The sequence below is a fragment of the Nitratiruptor sp. YY08-10 genome, assembly GCF_016629565.1.
GTDB lineage: Bacteria > Campylobacterota > Campylobacteria > Campylobacterales > Nitratiruptoraceae > Nitratiruptor.
Genome location: NZ_AP023057.1, coordinates 1,392,551 through 1,410,399 on the forward strand (window position 1 = coordinate 1,392,551; position 17,849 = coordinate 1,410,399).

Sequence of the window (17,849 nt, forward strand, 5' to 3'; positions counted from 1 at the left end):
AACTACTCACTTTCACTCTTTTGCTCACTCAAATGTTTCGCTTGTTCTATATCGCTTTGCAGCTCTTCCACAAGCAGTGATTTTTTTCCATGTTTCTCTTCAAACTCTTTGATGATCTGACGAACCTCTTTGCCTTCTATCACCTCTTTTTCAAAAAGAACCTTGACCATTTTTTCGATCGCCTCACTGTACTCTTGCAGTCTATTTTTCACATGGGTATAGCGATCGTTCAAAAAGGCTTTGATAAATTCATCGATCTCTTCAGCCAGTTTCTCACTGTACTCTTTCACTGGCTGTGCAGGTCCTCCTAAAAAGAGGTTTTGTCTCTTTTCAAGGACCATGAGTCCGGCGACATCACTCATCCCATACATGCTGATCATCGCTTTGACAATGTCTGTCGCTCTTTCAAGATCGTTCGATGCTCCCGTTGTAATCTCGCCGATAAAGATCTCTTCAGCCGCTCTCCCGCCAAGTAGTGTATCAATTTCTGCAACAAGCTCGCTCTTTTTCATAAGATATTTATTCTCTTCTGGGGTATTGAGCGTATAGCCAAGTGCCGCAAGCCCTCTTGGGATGATGGAGACTTTCGTCACCTTTCTTGCCCCCGGTGTCGTTTCGGCAATCAATGCGTGACCGCTCTCATGGTATGCAACGATACGCTTCTCTTCGGGGCTGATTCGTCTACTTTTCTTCTCTAGACCCGCAATCGCTCTTTCGACCGCTTCCAAAAGATCTTCTTGTTCAACTTGTTCTTTGTTTTTTCGTCCAGCCAAAAGCGCCGCTTCATTGACTATATTGGCCAGATCAGCTCCTGCAAGTCCGGCTGTAAGTCTCGCAATCTCTTCAAGATCGACATTTGGCGAAAGTTTGATGTGCTTGACATGTACCTTTAATATAGCTAAACGACCTTCAAAATCTGGTTTGTCCACAACAACCGTTCTATCAAATCGTCCTGGTCGAAGAAGTGCAGGATCCAGCACTTCAGGTCTGTTGGTAGCTGCCAAAACAATGACAGGAGACTCAGAGCTGTCAAATCCATCCATCTCTGCCAAAAGTTGGTTAAGGGTCTGTTCTCTTTCATCGTTCCCGCCGATCGGACCTGCAGCAGCACGACTTTTTCCAATAGCATCGATCTCATCGATAAAAATGATACTTGGTGCCTCTTTTTTTGCCTGTTCAAAGAGATCCCGAACGCGAGCTGCGCCCACACCCACAAACATTTCGATAAAACTACTTCCGCTCACTGCAAAAAATGGTACATCTGCCTCTCCGGCAACTGCTTTTGCAAGAAGCGTTTTACCAGTCCCTGGAGGTCCCACAAGCAAAACCCCTTTTGGAATCTTCGCTCCAAGTCGGATATATCGCTGCGGATGCTTGAGAAAATCGACAATCTCTTTCACTTCCTCTTTCGCCTCTTCCACTCCAGCCACATCGTCAAACTTCACCTTTGGTCGCTCGGAATTGATAAGCTTTTTGGCGCTCCCCATGCCAAGGATGCCGCTGCCCATACTCTTTTGCATACGGCTTGCAAGAAACATCCAGATAGCAAAAAAGATGAGAATCGGGATAATCCAGCCAAAAAGCATCTCCGTTACCCAATTGCTCTCGCTAAAACCACCGTAATCGATACCTTTCTTTTCAAGAAGTGGAATGAGCGTCGTATCACCGGGTACCTTGTTTGCAAAGTAGATCACTTTAAAGCCGCCTTCATTGGCTATCGCTTTAATCGTTTTTTGGCCTATTGCAACATACTGAACACGTCCCTCTTTGATCAACTTTTTCAGTTCACTGTAACTGATCTCTTTTGTTTTCTGAATCGGTGCACCAGCCATATGTTGCATCGCACCCTGCCCCATATTGTTCGCTGGCTGTAAAATCGACTTGAACAGTAAAATCAAAATAACGGAAAAGATCGCAAATGTAAGCAGTGGATTTTTATTGAAAAAGTTATCGTTTTGCGGTTTTTTTTGTTTGTTATTTGCCATCGGTTCCCCTATCGTTTCGTAATATCATTGTTATCCATTCTCCTTCTTGTACCTCTTCAAGGATAGAAAAATCAAATCTGTTTTGTACCTTGTTGCGATATTTTTCGATGATGCCAGAAAGGATCAAAATCCCTCCCTCTTTTGTCGCTTTTTGCAAGTCAAACGCTATCATCGTTAAAACATCGGCAACAATATTGGCTATAACTATATCATACTTCTTTTTAGCGTTGGCTGCACTTCCCACCCAGCCATTTTGAAATTCAACTTTGTTTAAGGAAAAGTTCTTTTGGGACTCTTCCAAAGCCAGTGTATCGGTATCACAAATATCTACGACAGCTCCTTTTTTTGCCGCCGCAATCGATAAAATCCCGCTGCCGCATCCGACATCCAAAAGTTCCATTCCAGGCTGTACATATTTTTGGATTGCACTTAAACATCCTCTTGTCGTTTCATGGTGTCCGCTGCCAAATGCCAAAGCCGGATCGATTTTGATGTTTACCTTACCTTCCTTTGGCTCATACCAACTAGGATAGATGTAAAACTCTCCCACTTCCACAGGAGTAATACTTTTTTTATATTTTTCGATCCAGTTGATGTTCTCTTTTTTTTCTTTTGTGATTTCAAGATGGATATCCGTATCAAAAAGCTCTATCAAAGAGTCGACATAGGCACGAAGCTCATCCATAATATCATCAAGCGGTTTTTCGCTTCGCAGTATCAGCTTCCCATCACTCTCCTCTATCCCATTATAAAATCTGTCCATCAAAAAAGATTCGATTTCATCTTTGAACTTGTCTACCTGAACTGTATACTGGTAATAGTATCTATCCATTTTGTACCAACCTAAATGCTTTTTCCAAATCCAATGTTCCTTCATAAAATGCTTTTCCAACTATGACGCCGGCAACCTTGCCTGTTGCTTGAAGTTTTTTTATATCCTCAATATCGCGTACACCTCCACTTGCAATGGTATCGATCCCACTTGCTTCAGCGATAGAGACGGTAAATTCCACATTGACGCCACTTAACGTCCCGTCTTTGCCGACATCAGTACAGATAATCGCTTGCACACCGCTTTTCGCAAACTCTTTTGCCAAATCGGTTGCTCTCATCGTAGAGGTTTTTGCCCATCCTTCTACAGCCACATACCCATCGATGGCATCAATACCCACAGCTATAGGGTACTTTACAGCCATTGCTTTGACAAATTGTGGATTTTTCACCGCAATTGAACCTAATATAAGCCGATTAATCCCAAGATCGACATATTTTTGAATCGTCTCTTCGTCGCGAATACCACCGCCCAGTTCGATTTTGAGATTTGTATTGGCTCGAATCTTTTCGATTTGCTCAAGGTTTTTCGGTTCCCCTGCAAAAGCACCGTTTAAATCCACAAGATGGAGCCAGCGCGAACCCATCTCTTCAAATCTTTTGGCCACTTGCCACGGTTCGTCGCTATATATCTTGGCACTCTCCATCAGACCTTTTGTTAAACGAACCGCTTTCCCGTCTTTGAGATCAATTGCCGGTAAAATTTCCATCTACAACTCCACAAAATTTTTCAAGATTCTCAAACCATTCTCATGCGATTTTTCAGGATGAGGCTGAAGACCAAAAACATTGCCGTTTTGAACGGCACTGACAAATTCATACCCATAGAGCGTCTTTCCGATCACATACTCTTCATCGCAAACGGCATGATAGCTATGGACAAAATAGAGATAAAATGCCTTTGGAAGCCCAGCAAAAAGGGGGGTCTCTTTTTGTACAAAAAGCTCGTTCCAACCCATATGAGGGACTTTGAGTCTATGATCAAAGCGATTTTTGTCAAAAGGGACCACCTCTCCTTTGATGAGGCCCAACCCCTTATGCTCTCCAAATTCATAACTTTTCTCAAACAATAGCTGCATCCCTAGACAGATACCTAGCATAGGACGACCACTTTGGGCAAAATCACAAATCGCTTCTTTAAGCCCGCTCTTTTCAAGGTGTTCCACCGCATCTCCAAATGCACCGACACCGGGAAGGATAATTTTGTCATAGTTTTGCAGTTTTCCAGGATCTTTTTCGATGATGGCCGGATAACCGATTTTTTCAAAAGCGTTCGACACGCTTCGAAGATTTCCCATATTGTAATCAATAATCGCTATCTTCATTCATCCTCTTTCAAATCGGCAGTCGATTTGAGATAGTACGAAAGTGCCAATAAAAGCAGAGTCACCGCACCTATCAAATAGACTGCGTACAAGATTTTTTCCGGTCCGATAATAGCAAATTTAAAGACAAGCATCAATGCCTCAATAGAAAGCGCTATAACGATAGAACCCAAAAACCGTATCATTGTTTTGTGAATGTCGTTTGTACGTCTTTTTTTATGATGACCAAGCACTTCCTCTTCAAACAAGGTTTTGACCAGATCAAAAATAGCAAGAGAGAGTGTAATCAAAATGGTCGATTCAAAAATCTCCTTTATCTCTACATCCTGAAACACCAAACTTTCGGCAATAATGCTTCCCATCCCCTTTGCCAAAAGAAGCAGAGCAACGACGAGCAATGCAAAAGAAAAGAATCCATAAATAACTTTTGAAAACTGGCCAAAATGGGAGTCTATTGAAGATGGATGGAACATTTTGAGAAGATTTTTCAAAGATATATCTACACAAACGATATACACAAGCTGTTTTCTTTCGTCATAAATCGGATAAGATGCAGTAACGGTCAGTTCATGAGTCAATAACGAGGGATAGGGATCGGTCAGAATACAGCGCTTTTCGCGAACGGCTCTATAGTAGTAAGCACGCATACTTCGGTTGATTCCTTTTCCTCGCCGATACTCAGGGTTGTTTGAAACAGCATCAATAATCTGTGTTCCAGTCTTATCCAGAACATAGAAAGCATCTGCTAAAGGGAGCTCCTTTTTCAAAATCTTCAATGCATTGATGATATTGTCAAGCGATGGATCGGGCACGTAGTTTGGAATATATCGCTGCAACAAAAAGCAAAGATACGCCCTGGCTTTGGTCCGTATCTCCGAAAACTCTTCGATTTCACTCACTACCATGACTTTCCTTTTTCATATAATTCATAAAGATTTCGCTATAGCTCTTCTCTTTTGGAAAGATCTCCTGCATCCGATACAAAATATCTCGATACTCCTCTTTGCTCAGTCCCCCTTTTAGAAGCTCATATTTCAAAAAAAGAAGATAGGTGTTAATAACGTCGCTTTCACAATACTCTTGAATTTTATCCAAATCGTTATTATAGTACAGTTGTAAAACCTGCGAGCCATCTACATCAAACTTTCCAGGAATTCCAGCCATTTGACAAAGAGTATCAAGTTTCAGCCCTCTGGCTGCTCCAAAGTTGCTCAGCACATCCATGAGATCAAGATGAAAACTTTCAGAGTACCTGCTTCTATAATTTTCCCACTTTGATTTATTGAGCATTTGATTATCCTGTTCAAAATAGGCCGAACAGGAAAGATTGTATTTCATGGCCCGCAAAAGCAGCATCGGTATATCAAAATTTCTTCCGTTAAATGAGACAAGTTTTGGATTTTTACTGTCAATGTAGGATAAAAAGGACTCAATGATCTCTTTTTCATCATCTCCCGGAAATGTCCCCACCTTTTTAAATCTTCCAAAATCATCTGCGAACACTGCACTGATCGCCACGACTTTATGATAAGGATGGGGCAAAAATGTCGTACCGGCTTTGGCTTCATACTGCTGCAAAGCTTGATGGATGGCTTCAAAGTCTTCGCCTTCAACCTCAAAATTTTTGCGAATCAGTTCAATATCTGGTATAGTTTCACAATCAAAAACGCAAATCATTGCACTCCTTTAAGGATTTATTATACTTCAAATCAAGAATTTTTTCTAAAGAGGCCTCATGAAGAAGATAGCAAAACATTTTCTGTATAGTTTTTATCTTTCACTTATTTTTTTATTACCGGATCTTGTTTATGCTCTGTTCCATCCAAACTACTATACATTTCGCCTCCCTTCTTTCATAAAAGAGTATAGCGCTCTTTATTTGATTTCTTTTTTAATTTTACTGATAAGAAATTATTGGATAAGAGTTGGTTTTGCACTTTTTATAGCTGCATTGAGTTTTGTGCAGCTTATGCATTTTAGCTACTTTCACTCATACATTTTGCCTTATGAAGTTGGCCTGTCAAATCAGATTCCGGAAATGTTGGATACACTCAATACCGTAATCCCCTACGTAAAACTTCCCCTAATTATCTTTTTTGCCCAAGCGGCTCTTTTATTATATGCATTAAAAAAACTGCACACTATTTCTATGCGATATGCATCCCTTATTCTTGTTCTGCTTTTGGCAATCGGTCCGGTTTCGGCTTTAAAACGGAAAAAAGTATATAACTATATGCCAAAAACCACATCATTGTCTTTTAAAAACAGTTTTACTGCCATCTCTTGGTACATAGCAAAAAATATTTTTCAGCATCAAAAACCCCAGTATAAAACATTCAAGCCATACATTGTCAAAAAAATGAGCAAACCTCTTGCAGACAATATCATCGTCGTAATGGGAGAGAGTCTCACCAAAGACAAAATGAGTCTCTATGGCTATCCAAAAGAGACTACGCCGTATCTGGATAAACTCAAAAATAGTCCCAGATTTTTGTATACATGGGGACATTCTGGCGGAGTGACTACCGATGTATCTATTCCTACATTTTTCACCTTAAAAAGAGAACCGCAAAACATTCAACCTCTTATTACAAACAGTACCAATCTTCTAAAACTGGCCAAAGACCAAAACTACTCTACCTCTTTTATTACAATGCAGTCTTTATACGTCATCGGAGGCGTTCTATCTGATTTTAGTGATACCACAAAAGTACTACATGGATATGACGAAAAACTTGCTCACTATTTGGATACGATAACAAAAAAGAAAAAAAACTTTATTGTTTTGCACCAAAGAAACTCCCATTCGGCGTATGAACACTATACACCACCATCCTTTTATTACTATCCTTTCAAAAATCTCCCTTTTCATGAGTATATGTTAGGCAGCTATCTCAATTCCATCCGCTATACCGATTTTGTATTGCACTCCATTTTTAAAAAAGCTGATGCTATGCCAGGATGTACGCTCGTCTTTTTCACGTCAGATCATGGCGAAATGATGGGAGAAAAGAGTGAGCATGGACGCTACGGACATGTCTATTTGGGTTTTGAAGATACGAAAGTTCCGATGATCATCTATGCAAGTAAAGGGTGTAATGTCAAACAGTTTCATAAAGAGTTCAACCTCTCCCGTGTCATTTCACACTATCAATTTGGTAAAATGATTGCAAAAGCTTTGGGATATGAGATAATCAATCCCAATGAAGATGTTACCTACTATATAAATGGTATCGATATAAGCGGCAACGCTGGATTTATCTCATACAAAAAGAGGCATCCATGAAAATTTTGGTTACAGGAACGGCAGGATTTATAGGCTTCCATCTGGCAAAAAGATTACTTGAGCGAGGTGATGAAGTTGTAGGAATTGACAATATTAACGACTACTATGATGTACGAGTCAAATATGGGAGACTCAAGGAATTGGGATTTGAAGAAGAAGAGTTTGCGTTTGGCAAAAAATATGTAAACTCCAAATATCCTAAGCACACCTTTTACCGAATAGATTTAGCTGACAAAGCGGCGCTTGAAAAGGTCTTTGAAGACGAATATCCTCAAAAGGTATGCCATTTGGCAGCTCAGGCCGGCGTACGCTACTCTCTTACAAATCCCGATGCTTACATTCAAAGTAACTTTGTCGGATTTGCAAATATCCTAGAATGCTGCAGGCATCATGAAGTGGAGCATCTAGCCTATGCAAGCAGCTCCAGCGTCTATGGTCTCAATGAACGTATGCCTTTTAGCGTTGAAGACAATGTAGACCATCCTATCAGTTTGTATGCAGCGAGCAAAAAAAGCAACGAACTCATGGCCCATACCTACAGCCATCTTTTCAATATCCCAACGACGGGCTTACGCTTTTTTACCGTATATGGTCCATGGGGAAGACCCGATATGGCTCTGTTCCTCTTTACAAAAGCGATTTTGGAGGATAAACCGATCGATGTATTTAACTATGGAAAAATGAAAAGAGATTTTACCTATATCGATGATATCGTTGAAGGTGTCGTACGAGTCATCGACAATCCTCCAAAACCGGATCCATGCTGGAGTGCGCGACGTCCAAATCCTGCAAGCTCCAAAGCACCGTACAGAGTCTACAATATCGGTAATGGCAGCCCTGTGGAGCTTATGGATTTTATAGAAGCAATTGAAAAGACTCTTGGAAAGAAAGCGAAAAAAAATCTGTTGCCGATTCAACCAGGTGATGTACCGGCAACCTGGGCAGATACATACGCACTGGAACACGATCTTGGCTATAAACCCTCTACTCCTATAGAAGAGGGAGTGAAAAAGTTTATTGAATGGTATCGAAACTTTTATGGTATATAGTCTTTTAGCGCTTTTTGCAGCGCTTCTAAGCTATTTCTTTTTCGATATTGTGATCGCGCAATATTTTCATACCCACTCTTTTGCCTTTTTCAAAACAATCACCTACCTTGGCAATGCCGTACCCTACCTGCTTTTTGGTTTAGGAATCTATCTTCTGTATCGGAAAAAGGATCCGCTATTTGCAAAAAAGGGTCTTTTTTTGATCTTTGCCATCATTTTGTCTGGAATCGTTACGACACTTTTAAAAATCACAATCGGAAGGCCAAGACCAAAAATCTATTTTCACGAACATCTGTACAATCCTCAATTGTTTCAATTTAAAGCTGCCTACTGGTCTATGCCATCTGGTCATACTACAACTATTTTCGCTGCAATGGTTGCGTTAGGATTCATCTATCCAAGATATCGTTACTTTTTTTGGATTGTTGCAATTTTGGTAGGTCTCAGTCGCGTTGTTCTTACACAACATTTTCTCAGCGATGTGATTGTCGGAGCACTTATTGGCTCACTGTGTGCCATTTGGCTTCATACAAGGATGTTTGATGCCCAAACGCAGTAGCTGGATATTAATAGCAATTATTTTTGTAAGCTTTTACGCCACTCTTGGCTATTATCCTTTATTTAATCTCGATGAAGGGGCTTTTAGCGAAGCGACCAGAGAGATGCTGGCATCGGGAAACTTCATCACGACCTATCTCAATGGGGATCTCCGATTTGATAAACCGATTTTGATCTACTGGCTACAGGCTGTAAGTGCTTCGTTGTTTGGTCTCAATGAATTCGCCATGCGCCTGCCAAGTGCCATAGCTGCAACGATATGGGCTCTGCTTATCTATCGTTTTTCAAAAAGATTTTTTGATGAGCAGACAGCCTTTTGGGCTACACTTTTCATGGTCGGATCTTTGCAAATCTCCATCATCGCAAAAGCAGCAATTGCCGATGCATTGCTGAATATGTTCATCGCTTCGAGTATGTTTTGTTTCTATCTCTACTCCTCCACCAAAGAGAAAAAATATCTTTATGCGACATTTGCTTTCATAGGATTTGGAACACTGACGAAAGGACCTGTTGCCATCTTGATTCCCTTGGCAGTCAGCTTTCTTTTTTTGATCAAAAATGTGCGATTTTGGCTCAAAAGCGTGTTCAATCCAGTGGGAATCGTTATCTTTGTGCTGATAGCTGCACCGTGGTATTTGGCAGAGTATTTTGATCAAGGAGAAAAATTTATCCAGGGCTTTCTCCTCAAGCATAATCTCAGCAGATTTGCCGGAAAAGCGATGGAGGGACACGCAGGAAGTATATTCTATTACATCCCTATTATGCTCATAGGGCTTTTACCCTTTACATCAATTTTTATTAAATCTTTACAATATATCAAAAACTGGCTCGATTCGCCTGTAAAACGGTATCTTGCCATCTGGTTTCTATTTGTTTTTATCTTTTTTTCCTTTTCTCATACGAAACTGCCTCACTATATCATCTATGGATATACGCCTCTTTTTATCTTGATGGCTCTTTTTTTTCAAAAAATGCAATCCAACTTTTGGCTTTTGTTTCCATTCAATCTTTTCAATCTCCTCTTTTTTTCTCTGCCATTTTTTCGAAAAGAGATTCTTAGTACAATAAAACGTGGTTCGTATGAATATTACATCGTCCAAGGACTCCATTTTGGCTGGGATTACATTCTCTTTTTTGGCCTATCCTTGCTTACGGGTATTTTCTTGCTTCGCACTTCAAAAGAGAAAGCGACCATTATTGCAGCGTTTTTAACTGTAATCGGTCTCAATTTTTTTGTCGCAAAAGTGTATGCCGATGCAGCTGAGAATCCCATCAAAGAGGCTGCTCTTTTTGCAAAAAAACAAGGATTCAGTGTAGTGATGGATGGTATCAATGCCCCTTCTTTTGCCTTTTATCTCTACAAAATTACACCAAAAAGAGCTCCAAAAAATGGGGAGATTGTGTTTACAAAACGAAACCATATGAAAGCCTACAAAAATTTCGATATACTTTTCGAAAAAAATGGAGTCGCACTCCTACAAATCAAGGAGAACAAATGATAAAAGAGTATATGACCGAAGATCATAGAGCCTGTGACAACCTCTATGCCCCTGTGGAAGAAGCAATCAGCCAAGGGGATTTCGAAAAAGCCTTGGAGCTTTTTACACCATTTAAAAAAGCGATGCTCAGACACTTCGCTATGGAAGAAGAGGTCCTTTTTCCAAAGATGGAAGAGTTTATCGGAGGTGGTGAAGGTCCAATTTATGTGATGAAAATGGAGCATAACCAAATCAGAAGTATCCTTGATCAGATGGGAGAAGCCATCAGTGCAAAAGATAAGCAAAAGGCGCTTGGTTTTGGTGAAACTTTTATGATCATGACTCAGCAACATAATATGAAAGAGGAGCAGATTCTCTATACTATGGCAGAAAATCTGCCCTTAGACAAAGAGGCTATCATGCATGATATGCAGAAGGTGAAAGTCTAATGCGAGAGATCGTATTGGATACGAGGGAATTTGAACCCCCAGCACCTATGCAGATGGTTTTAAGTGAACTGCAAACGGTATTGCCAGGGGAGAGCTTTCTCCATCAAATCCACAGACTCGAACCACAAATGGTCTTCAATCGTATCAAACCTATGGGGATCGAGTATATTGTCAAAAAGAGAGATTCAGATTATCATATCTACTATTTTTATCCCGAAGACAAAGCAAAAGTAGTGGAGCTAATCGATGTTTAAGGGACTCTCCCTCGATCAGGCTCCCCCTTTTGAAGCCCCCCTTCTTTTCTTCCTAACAGCTCCAGTATGGTTTATCGTAGCTGCAGCGATGCTCCTTTTTGATAGCAATATACTCGATAATCTTTCCATTTTGCATCTTGTAACACTCGGTTTCATGACGCAGATTATGATAGGAGCTTTGCAACAGATGCTACCCGTTGTCGTTGGTGTTCGCTATGAAAAACCTCTCTTACTCTCCATCGCTTTTTTTATCCCTTTTGTTTTGGGGATCGTTTTGTTTTTTACAGCTTTTACCTTTTCAAAGCTCTTCTTGCTGTATTTTGCATCTTTTTTCATTGGTACAGCAGTGATTTTCTTTATCCTTTTTACACTATACAAACTTTTCACAGCTCCTACAGTAACTGCGACAGTATGGGCAATGCGACTATCACTCGTTAGCTTTTTGATAGCTGCTTGCATTGGAATCTTTATGATGTGGCAGTTGGCAATGGGGAAGATAGAACCATATTTTAACCATCTGCTTCTTGAACATGCACTGTTTGCTGGATTTGGATGGGTAGGGCTGTTGATTATTGGAGTCAGTTTTCAGGTTATTCCGATGTTTTACGTTACACCTGAACTCTCCAACCCAATACGAATGGGTTTGACTTTTTCCATCTTTGCCCTCATTCTCTCAACAGCAGCAAGCATCACTTTGACAAAATTGGCGCTCATTTTTTTTGTCACACTTCTGTTTGCCTATATCCTTTTTGGTGCCATTACGCTCAAGCAGTTAAAAAGCAGAAAAAGAAAAATCATAGAACCAAGTATTGTGGCGTGGTATATTGCCCTTAGTTCACTCTTTCTTCTTCCACTTCTTTTTTTCGTAAATACAAAAATCTTCTCAACCCTTTTTCTGTTTGGATTTGCAGTGACTGTAATGTATGGGATGCTCTATAAAATCATCCCTTTTCTAGCCTGGTTCCATATCAGCGCACGGGGGTTTTTCGATATGCCAACCATGAAAGAGATGCTGGATGAAAGATTGGCCTACTGGCAGCTTGGATTCCATGTTTTTGGTATTGCCGCTCTTATGTTTTCACCTCAGATTGCCGGCATTTTTTGGATAGCGAGCAATCTTCTTTTTGCTTACATTCTCAAAAAACCAGTTATGATCTATTTTTCTTATAAGAAAAAGCCTTCCCCTTTTGAAAATCTCAACGGAGGCGGTATTCCAAAGGGATAGTCAGTTTCACTGGCTGAGATGGCTTTGGAAAATGAACAGATGCTTTTTGAACTGTTTGCAGTGCCGCGCGATCCAAAATGGAGTGACCACTTGATTGGATGATGTGCATCTCCTTGACTGAGCCATCGGGGAAGAGTTTCAATGAAACTTTTACCAACCCCTCTTTTCTCGTTCTCCGTGCGATCCTCGGATAGTAGCGATATTCAAGGATAATTTGACGAATTTTGCTCAAATATTGGTCAATATATCGTTGATTATAGGAAGGTTTCACAAGCTTCTCTTTTTTTATTTTATCTGCCTGCAATACTGTATCATTTTTACAAATCTTGATCTCTTTTTTCTTGAAACTCTCTTGTTTCACAATTTTAGAAGGTAATAGTTTCTTTTTCACAACTGACGCAGTTGGTTGTTTCTTTTTGGTGCTGCATTTTTTGATAAGAGAGGCTCTTTTTTGTACTTTTCTCTTTTTTACAGGTTTTTTCACAATTTTACGAATCGGTTTTTTCTTGATTTTTTTCTGTATGACCCTTTTTTTCGGCTTTTTTTTCTCTTCTACTCTCTTCTTTGGCCGGCTCTTTTTTTGTATCTGTTTTTGCACTTTTGCTTTCATCATAGCGCATTGACATTTTGATGCAGGTTTTGGAGGATGAACGATCTGCAATTTTGTAACACTGACTATCTTGCTTTTGGGAATTTCCAAAAATGTATCAAAAAAAGCGTAGAGGAAAGAGAAGAAAACAAAATACAAAAAAAGTGTTATAAAAAAAGAGCGTCTCATTTGACTGTTTCAACAGCGATATTGTTATATCCGTTACTTTTTAAAAGATCCAGTACTTCAATAAACGTTTCAAACTTTGCATTTTTGTCACTCCGTATCAAAATGGAACTCTTGGTATTGTACGTTTTTAGTTTTTGTACAAGCAAACGTGTATCAACTTTCTCTTTTTCTAAATAAATGGTCCCGTCTTTGGTAATGGAGATATCTATCTTTTTTACCGGCAGTTCCTTGGCACTTCCCGCTTTTGGCAAATCGATAGGAATAACACCTTTTGCGATGAATGTAGCCGTGGTCAGAACAATCACCAATAGCACGAGCATGATATCGATAAAAGGAATGACATTGATTTGATCAAAGCGTTTAATCCTCATGGACGATATCCCATTTTGCAAGGAGCACTTCTACTCTTCGCACGAGATAGTTGTAAAACATAGTTGCCGGAATAGCAACAACCAATCCCATGGCTGTCGCTTTGAGTGCCAATGCCAGTCCTATCATGATCTCCTTTGTATTGACAATGCCACTTTGTCCCATGGTATAAAAAGTCAAAATAATACCTAGAACCGTTCCAAGCAGGCCAATATAGGGAGCGGAAGAGGCAATTGTCGCTATTGTCGAGAGATTGTTGGTTATATCGATCTCTAATGCCTCTTTATTTTCATATTTGCTCACATCGACACCTCTGTAAAAAAACCAGCGTTCGATCGTCAACCAAACACTCACAAAACTCATCACTGCCAGTGTACCTATAATGCCATAATCAATAATCTCTTTGAGATGCTGCATAATACTCATAAACAAACCTTTTTTAGATCCAATGTTATTTTTGTTCCATGTCCAGGCTTAGAATCAATATAGACACCTATACCATTTTCATCACAAAACTCTTTTACCATGGCCAAACCGATACCAAAACCCTCTTGTTCCTCATTTTCCTGATAGTAACGCTCGAATATTTTAATGAGATCCTTTTCATCGATTCCTTTTCCCTCATCTTCAATCTGTAAAAGAGAATCTTTGAGAACGATCTTTATCACTGAGCCTTTAGGACTATATTTTATAGCATTTGATAAAAGATTATCAAACATCTTCTTAAATCCCACCTTGGCGATTGATATTTTGAGTGGATGCAGCTCTATCTGAAGATTTTTGTGACGAAGGAGATCTTCAAAAAACTCTATGCGTTCTTCAATCACCTCCTTTGCATCAAAAACCTGTGGTTTAGGCTGTAAAATCTCTTTTTTGATCAAATACTCCACCTCTTCATACAGTTCCATTAACTGTACCAAAGCCTTCTCAATCCTCTTTATTCTTCGCCCTGCTTTTTCCTCATGACAACTCTTCTCAAGCATAGAACAATTGGCTTTGATAGTTGCGATTGGGATATTGAGTTCATGAAGCGTCTCCTCAAGCATCTTTTCAAGATGAAGATTTCTCTTTTTGAGAGGAACAAAAGAGTATTTAATCAAAAAAAAACCAAACAGCAGTGCCAACAGCAATAGAAAACCGATAAGCAGTGGCAGTGGCACAAGATTGAGTCCAAAGTATCCAACAACGAATAAAATGACGACCGATATAATGTAAAGTAACCAAAAGGCGTAAAACTCGCTATTTTTCAAAACGGTATCCAATAGATCGAATATTTTGTATCGAATCCTTGCCAAAAATCTTTTTCAGTGTCGATATATACACCCGCAAAGAACCTTCACTGATAATCTCTTCATGACTCCATAGTGTTTGAAAGATCTGCTCTTTGGTCACCACTTTTTTTCTGTTTTTCAAAAAAAGATGCAGAAGCTGCAGCTCTTTTTGCTTCAAGTCAATAATCTCGTTCCCTTTTTTCAACACAAACTGCTCCGGATAAAAGTAATATCCGTCAATTTCTATGACTGCATCATGATGCACCCTTCGTAAAATTGCCCCGATTCGCCATAGCAGTTCCTCCAGGTCAATGGGCTTTGTCAAATAATCATCGCCTCCCAACAAAAAACCCTCTTTGATATCGTTTTTTTGCTTTTTTGAAGTAATAAATATGGCTGGCGTCATATCCTCTATACTTCGCAGTTCTTTCAACAGCGTAAACCCGTCTCCATCCGGAAGCATCACATCCAATAAAAGCAGATCATACCGATTGGCATAGTGCAACTCTATCGCATCTTGCATTGTACGAGCCACATCGACAGCAAAGCCCTCCTCTTCCAAAAACTCCTGCAGCGTTTCGCTAAAGAGCCTGTCATCCTCTACAAGCAGGATTTTATTGGACACTCGCTATCCTCCAAGAAAGTCGCTCTCCTGCAAACATAGGAACCACATCATTATAACTTGATGGCACCTCAAAAGGCTCCTTTTCAAGAACCACATTTTTTTTCGGTGGTTGAATATCATAAATCTTTCGTGCATTGTCACTCACAAAAGCTTGTAAGTTTTCCAAAACACCAGCCTCCTCAAAGATTTGAGCAAGCGCTTGCAAAGCGATCGGCGCTGTAAAAACTCCCGCTGCGCATCCTGGAGCCTCTTTCTTGTCTCTTGGATGAGGAGCACTGTCACTGCCAAACATCACTTTCGGATGGGCCATAAAGGCTACTTTTCTGAGAGCCATTCTATCTTCAGGACGTTTCGCGATAGGCTTGCAAAACAGATGCGGCCGTAATAGTCCTCCTGCAACATCATCAAGAGTGATATAAAGATGATGCAACGTTATAGTGGCATAGAGATTTTCATACCTCATCAAGGCATCAACCGCCTCTTTCGTCGTGATATGCTCCATAATGATTTTTAGATTCGGAAATCTTCGAGCAATTTTTTCATAGATCGGGATGAACTCCGCTTCTCTATCCATCACAAAACCATTTGTCTCACCATGCACACAAAGGGGAATCCCGAGTTCGCTCATCGCTTCCAGTGTAGGTGCCAAGGCTTCGATACTGAAATTATCCACGCCATCTTGACTGTTGGTGGTAATTCCAGCAGGATAGAGTTTGATCGCAGTAATATATGGTTTTGCCTCTTGTAAAAATTGATAATCATACGAGGGTTTGAAAAAAAGGGTCATATAGGCTTCAAACCGCTCTTCGCCAATAGCTTCTTCAATCCTTTTTTTGTAGGACTTTGCCATCTCTATATCGGTTACAGGCGGTACAAGATTTGGCATAATGATTGCGCCGCTGAAACTTTTTGCTGAAAGTGGTGCCACCGTTTGAAGCATTGCACCGTCTCTTACATGCAGATGCATATCCAGGGGGGATTGCAGAGTTATTTGCATATTTTATCCTTTATCTTTTCAACCAGTTCCATTACTTTTTCTTCATACTCTTTTGCCTCTTCTTCACTCTTTGCTTCAAACCGTGTAACCAAAATCGGCGTTGTGTTGCTGGCTCGAACGAGTGCCCATCCATCTTCAAAAACAATGCGCAGTCCATCCACATCTATAATCTCTTTAATAGATGGAAAACCGGCAGGGGGATTTTGCAAAGCTTGCTTCAATGCTTCTATAATTTTAAATTTACACTCTTCTGTCGTTCCTACTTTGATCTCCGGTGTATTATATACTCGCGGCAGACTTTCAATCTCTTTATCAAGATCGGTGCCTTGATGAATCAGTTCAATGACTCGAAACGTCGCATAGATTGCATCATCATATCCAAAATACCTGTCATTGAAAAAGAGATGTCCACTCACTTCTGCGGCAAAATCGGCACCCACCTCAGCAATCTTCTCTTTAAGGTTGCTATGACCCGTTTTATACATAATCGCTCGACCTCTTTTGTTAATCTCGTCATACATCACTTGCGAACACTTCACTTCGCCGATAACTATGGGGTTTTCCATATATCTGGCAAAAATAATGGCAAGTTCATCCCCTTTGAAATTGTGCTTTTTGGTCAGCACCGCTATTCTGTCCGCATCACCATCATAAGCAAAACCGATATCTGCATACTTCAAAGCTTTTTTGAGATCTTTCAGATTCTTCTCTTCACTTGGATCAGGATGGTGGTTTGGAAAGGTTCCATCTGGCTCACAGTAAAGTCCAAAATAGTCAAACTCCAATGCATTCAAAATCGGCTCTAATACAATCCCCGCAACACCGTTGCCACAATCAAGTGCTATTTTTTGATCAAATCCTTTGAGATGGTCAAACTCTTTGAGCATAAAATCGATATACTGCTCTTTAGCTGGAATTGCATAGTATGCATCGTTGTCTTCTATCGAAATATCGCTGCTTAATACCTTTTGTCCAAGCTCTTTGATCTGCTTTGCAAAAAAGGGCTTTTTATCCACTGTTATTTTAAACCCATTGTATTCGGGAGGATTGTGAGATCCGGTAATCATCACTGATGCAGAGGGCGTTACCTTTTTCCCTTCGATCTCAAAGCTTGTAAAATTACTAAAATAGTTCACACCTGTTGGTACCATCCCCATACCAAGAACTTTTTTCCCAGCCTTATTGATTCCACTTGCAAGCCACGAAAAAAGCGTTGGTGAAGAGAGTCTTGCATCATATCCTACTGCAATATACTCTCCTTTTATCTCTTGTGCAAGGAAATAGCCGATTTTTTTGACAATATCAACATTCAGCTCTTTTTGGAAAATGCCTCTTATATCGTATTCTCTAAAAATCGATTTCATCAATC

At 40.1% G+C, this 17,849-nt stretch carries 20 protein-coding genes; 7 read left to right on the forward strand and 13 right to left on the reverse strand.

The genetic code is table 11. From position 1 onward, the window contains the following. Nucleotides 1-2 precede the first annotated feature (2 nt). Genes ftsH through JG735_RS07445 form a run of 6 tightly spaced genes read right to left on the reverse strand, consistent with a single transcriptional unit; the run spans nt 3 to nt 5,818 of the window. A complete protein-coding gene (gene ftsH, locus JG735_RS07420; protein ID WP_236583937.1) occupies nt 3-1,985 on the reverse strand; it encodes an ATP-dependent zinc metalloprotease FtsH in 1,983 nt (660 codons plus the stop codon). Continuing rightward, on the reverse strand, nt 1,975-2,817 hold the full coding sequence (locus tag JG735_RS07425) for a 50S ribosomal protein L11 methyltransferase (protein ID WP_201334437.1): 843 nt from the start codon (nt 2,815-2,817) through the stop codon (nt 1,975-1,977). The genes ftsH and JG735_RS07425 overlap by 11 nt, the downstream gene beginning before the upstream one ends. Next, nucleotides 2,810-3,526 carry a 1-(5-phosphoribosyl)-5-[(5-phosphoribosylamino)methylideneamino]imidazole-4-carboxamide isomerase gene (gene hisA, locus JG735_RS07430; RefSeq protein WP_201334438.1) on the reverse strand — a complete coding sequence of 239 codons (717 nt, stop codon included), beginning with the start codon at nt 3,524-3,526 and terminating at the stop codon, nt 2,810-2,812. The genes JG735_RS07425 and hisA overlap by 8 nt, the downstream gene beginning before the upstream one ends. Next, nucleotides 3,527-4,141 (reverse strand): imidazole glycerol phosphate synthase subunit HisH, encoded by a 615-nt coding sequence (hisH, locus tag JG735_RS07435; protein ID WP_201334439.1) that lies wholly within the window; start codon nt 4,139-4,141, stop codon nt 3,527-3,529. It abuts the gene before it with no gap. Beyond that, a complete protein-coding gene (locus tag JG735_RS07440) occupies nt 4,138-5,046 on the reverse strand; it encodes a PDC sensor domain-containing protein (RefSeq protein ID WP_201334440.1) in 909 nt (302 codons plus the stop codon). The genes hisH and JG735_RS07440 overlap by 4 nt, the downstream gene beginning before the upstream one ends. Beyond that, entirely contained in the window at nt 5,033-5,818 is a 786-nt protein-coding gene (locus JG735_RS07445) for a 3'-5' exonuclease (RefSeq protein WP_201334441.1), read from the reverse strand. Before JG735_RS07445 ends, JG735_RS07440 begins: the two co-directional genes overlap by 14 nt. A gap of 58 nt (nt 5,819-5,876) precedes the next feature. Here JG735_RS07445 and JG735_RS07450 point away from each other — a divergent pair, with 58 nt between their 5' ends. Genes JG735_RS07450 through JG735_RS07480 form a run of 7 tightly spaced genes read left to right on the forward strand, consistent with a single transcriptional unit; the run spans nt 5,877 to nt 12,440 of the window. Then, nucleotides 5,877-7,427, forward strand: coding sequence for a phosphoethanolamine transferase (locus tag JG735_RS07450; RefSeq protein ID WP_201334442.1), 1,551 nt, complete (start codon nt 5,877-5,879; stop codon nt 7,425-7,427). Next, the gene (locus JG735_RS07455; RefSeq protein WP_201334443.1) at nt 7,424-8,476 is read left to right on the forward strand and encodes an NAD-dependent epimerase; all 1,053 of its coding nucleotides are present in this window, start codon (nt 7,424-7,426) and stop codon (nt 8,474-8,476) included. Before JG735_RS07450 ends, JG735_RS07455 begins: the two co-directional genes overlap by 4 nt. Continuing rightward, on the forward strand, nt 8,466-9,035 hold the full coding sequence (locus JG735_RS07460) for a phosphatase PAP2 family protein (protein WP_201334444.1): 570 nt from the start codon (nt 8,466-8,468) through the stop codon (nt 9,033-9,035). Before JG735_RS07455 ends, JG735_RS07460 begins: the two co-directional genes overlap by 11 nt. Further along, nucleotides 9,019-10,533 carry a glycosyltransferase family 39 protein gene (locus JG735_RS07465; protein WP_201334445.1) on the forward strand — a complete coding sequence of 505 codons (1,515 nt, stop codon included), beginning with the start codon at nt 9,019-9,021 and terminating at the stop codon, nt 10,531-10,533. The genes JG735_RS07460 and JG735_RS07465 overlap by 17 nt, the downstream gene beginning before the upstream one ends. Next, nucleotides 10,530-10,961 carry a hemerythrin domain-containing protein gene (locus JG735_RS07470; protein ID WP_201334446.1) on the forward strand — a complete coding sequence of 144 codons (432 nt, stop codon included), beginning with the start codon at nt 10,530-10,532 and terminating at the stop codon, nt 10,959-10,961. Before JG735_RS07465 ends, JG735_RS07470 begins: the two co-directional genes overlap by 4 nt. Next, entirely contained in the window at nt 10,961-11,215 is a 255-nt protein-coding gene (locus tag JG735_RS07475) for a DUF2249 domain-containing protein (RefSeq protein ID WP_201334447.1), read from the forward strand. The genes JG735_RS07470 and JG735_RS07475 overlap by 1 nt, the downstream gene beginning before the upstream one ends. Then, the gene (locus tag JG735_RS07480; RefSeq protein ID WP_201334448.1) at nt 11,208-12,440 is read left to right on the forward strand and encodes a hypothetical protein; all 1,233 of its coding nucleotides are present in this window, start codon (nt 11,208-11,210) and stop codon (nt 12,438-12,440) included. Before JG735_RS07475 ends, JG735_RS07480 begins: the two co-directional genes overlap by 8 nt. On the opposite strand, the gene JG735_RS07485 is transcribed toward JG735_RS07480, so the two are convergent. Genes JG735_RS07485 through JG735_RS07515 form a run of 7 tightly spaced genes read right to left on the reverse strand, consistent with a single transcriptional unit; the run spans nt 12,412 to nt 17,844 of the window. Next, nucleotides 12,412-13,218: an energy transducer TonB gene (locus JG735_RS07485; protein WP_201334449.1), complete on the reverse strand. Its 807-nt coding sequence runs from the start codon at nt 13,216-13,218 to the stop codon at nt 12,412-12,414. The genes JG735_RS07480 and JG735_RS07485 overlap by 29 nt on opposite strands. Further along, nucleotides 13,215-13,589 (reverse strand): biopolymer transporter ExbD, encoded by a 375-nt coding sequence (locus JG735_RS07490; RefSeq protein ID WP_236583939.1) that lies wholly within the window; start codon nt 13,587-13,589, stop codon nt 13,215-13,217. Before JG735_RS07490 ends, JG735_RS07485 begins: the two co-directional genes overlap by 4 nt. Next, nucleotides 13,579-14,013: a TonB-system energizer ExbB gene (exbB, locus tag JG735_RS07495; protein ID WP_201334451.1), complete on the reverse strand. Its 435-nt coding sequence runs from the start codon at nt 14,011-14,013 to the stop codon at nt 13,579-13,581. Before exbB ends, JG735_RS07490 begins: the two co-directional genes overlap by 11 nt. Continuing rightward, nucleotides 14,010-14,882: a HAMP domain-containing sensor histidine kinase gene (locus tag JG735_RS07500; RefSeq protein WP_201334452.1), complete on the reverse strand. Its 873-nt coding sequence runs from the start codon at nt 14,880-14,882 to the stop codon at nt 14,010-14,012. The genes exbB and JG735_RS07500 overlap by 4 nt, the downstream gene beginning before the upstream one ends. After that, entirely contained in the window at nt 14,827-15,483 is a 657-nt protein-coding gene (locus JG735_RS07505) for a response regulator transcription factor (RefSeq protein WP_201334453.1), read from the reverse strand. The genes JG735_RS07500 and JG735_RS07505 overlap by 56 nt, the downstream gene beginning before the upstream one ends. Next, nucleotides 15,473-16,480: a dihydroorotase gene (gene pyrC / locus JG735_RS07510; RefSeq protein ID WP_201334454.1), complete on the reverse strand. Its 1,008-nt coding sequence runs from the start codon at nt 16,478-16,480 to the stop codon at nt 15,473-15,475. The genes JG735_RS07505 and pyrC overlap by 11 nt, the downstream gene beginning before the upstream one ends. Beyond that, nucleotides 16,471-17,844 carry a phosphomannomutase/phosphoglucomutase gene (locus JG735_RS07515; protein ID WP_201334455.1) on the reverse strand — a complete coding sequence of 458 codons (1,374 nt, stop codon included), beginning with the start codon at nt 17,842-17,844 and terminating at the stop codon, nt 16,471-16,473. Before JG735_RS07515 ends, pyrC begins: the two co-directional genes overlap by 10 nt. Nucleotides 17,845-17,849 lie beyond the last annotated feature (5 nt).